This is a genomic window from Halanaerobium sp. DL-01 (assembly GCF_003338615.1).
Classification (GTDB): Bacteria; Bacillota; Halanaerobiia; order Halanaerobiales; family Halanaerobiaceae; genus QPJE01.
This window is the reverse complement of record NZ_QPJN01000073.1, coordinates 1-1,500: the sequence shown is the minus strand read 5'-3', so window position 1 is coordinate 1,500 and position 1,500 is coordinate 1. Positions and strand designations below refer to the sequence as shown.

1 protein-coding gene is annotated in these 1,500 nt (G+C 28.0%); it reads right to left on the bottom strand.

The features are described from left to right. Positions 1-43 precede the first annotated feature (43 nt). The gene (locus DER71_RS11835; protein WP_114474684.1) at positions 44-1,315 is read right to left on the bottom strand and encodes a transposase; all 1,272 of its coding nucleotides are present in this window, start codon (positions 1,313-1,315) and stop codon (positions 44-46) included. Positions 1,316-1,500: the final 185 nt, after the last annotated feature.

Here is a 1,500-nt window from a genome sequence, read left to right as displayed (position 1 = left end):
ATAGAGTTTCCCCAAAATCACAATTAATAACCTTTTGATATCCTTAACATTGCTGCAAACTGAACAGGTTAGGCTGTTGTGATCTTTTAAATTTGATATTTGAATTTAAAAAACTTTTTATTCCTGAGTGGCTCTTTTTTAAAATTTCAAATATACCATCTGCTATAGCGTAATAATCAAAGTTGGGAATATCATATATTCTTTTAGCTAATTTTGATATCCATAAACTCAATTTAGTAGTATTTCTTTTTTCTGAAAGCATAGCAATAAAACCGATTAAAATTGTTAAAATCAAATCCATTGTTCTGATACTATTTAAAGATCTCACCCTAATATTTTCTAAATCAAACTGCTGTTTTTTGAATCTGAAATATTCTTCAACCTTCCAGCGTTTAATATAAACTCGAAGTATTACCTCAGTCAATTTTTTAGATTCAGGTTTTAAATTACTAATCAAAAGCATTGGTTTTTTACCCAGTCCTCTGACTATAACCAGGGTTAATTGCTTGTCTGGAATTACAGGTAACTTTATTTTAGCATAGCTAAATTTAACCTTTTTACTCTTACCATGTTTATCCTTAAAATAAGTAACATATTTACCTTTATAAAGATTGGCTACATCCAGGATATTCATACTTTTATTTTTATAAATAACATTTCTGTTCATCTTAGCTCTAATTACAAATTTACGTTCTGCATTTTCTTTAGTAAATTCTTTAAAGAAAAAATTGTTGTCATACCAGCGGTCAGCAGTATAAATACCTCTGTTACCAAAATGTTTTTTAACAAAATCTAAGCCTTTTAATGTTTCTATATTTTGACTTTTAAAATCTTTTTCCAGTGTAGAATAAATATGAGAATAAACCGAAACAGGCATCTCATGTTTACTGGTTAAGGCAGCAACCTCAAAAGTATCATAACCATCTTCAATTTTACCGGTACTGCCGTCTCGTACTCTATCAAGTAACTCAAGTTCTTTACTGGCAGGCTTGACAATATCAGATTTATCACAGCAAAAGATAGTATCATCATCAATAAAAGATTCAATTGCATTGATATAATTTTCTTTAATTTCATCCTGATTATCAAAATTTTTTAAATTTCTTGACAGGCGATCAATAGTCTTTTTTAACGAAATTTTTTCTTTTAAAGCTCTAGAAATCTCACTTAATAAAACAGTCTGATTTTCTAACAATCCATATAAGACTTGAAAGAAAAATTTGCTTTTAGGTTTAGTTAGATTTTTAGTAATTTTATTTGAAAAAGTTGATAAATTTCGTTTCAATTTATAGATAAGTCTGCTATAATTAATCATAGGTGAAACAACTCCTTTTTGGTTTTTTGTGGTGAATTAATTATACCAAAAATCGGAGCTTGTTTCACCTTTTTTGCGTAATCTGTTGATAACTAATTCTCATCAGTTTTGAAGGAGAATTATCCACAAATTTGCCTGTTGATAACTTTTGATTTGTTTCTAAATAAAAAATGGGGAAACTCTAT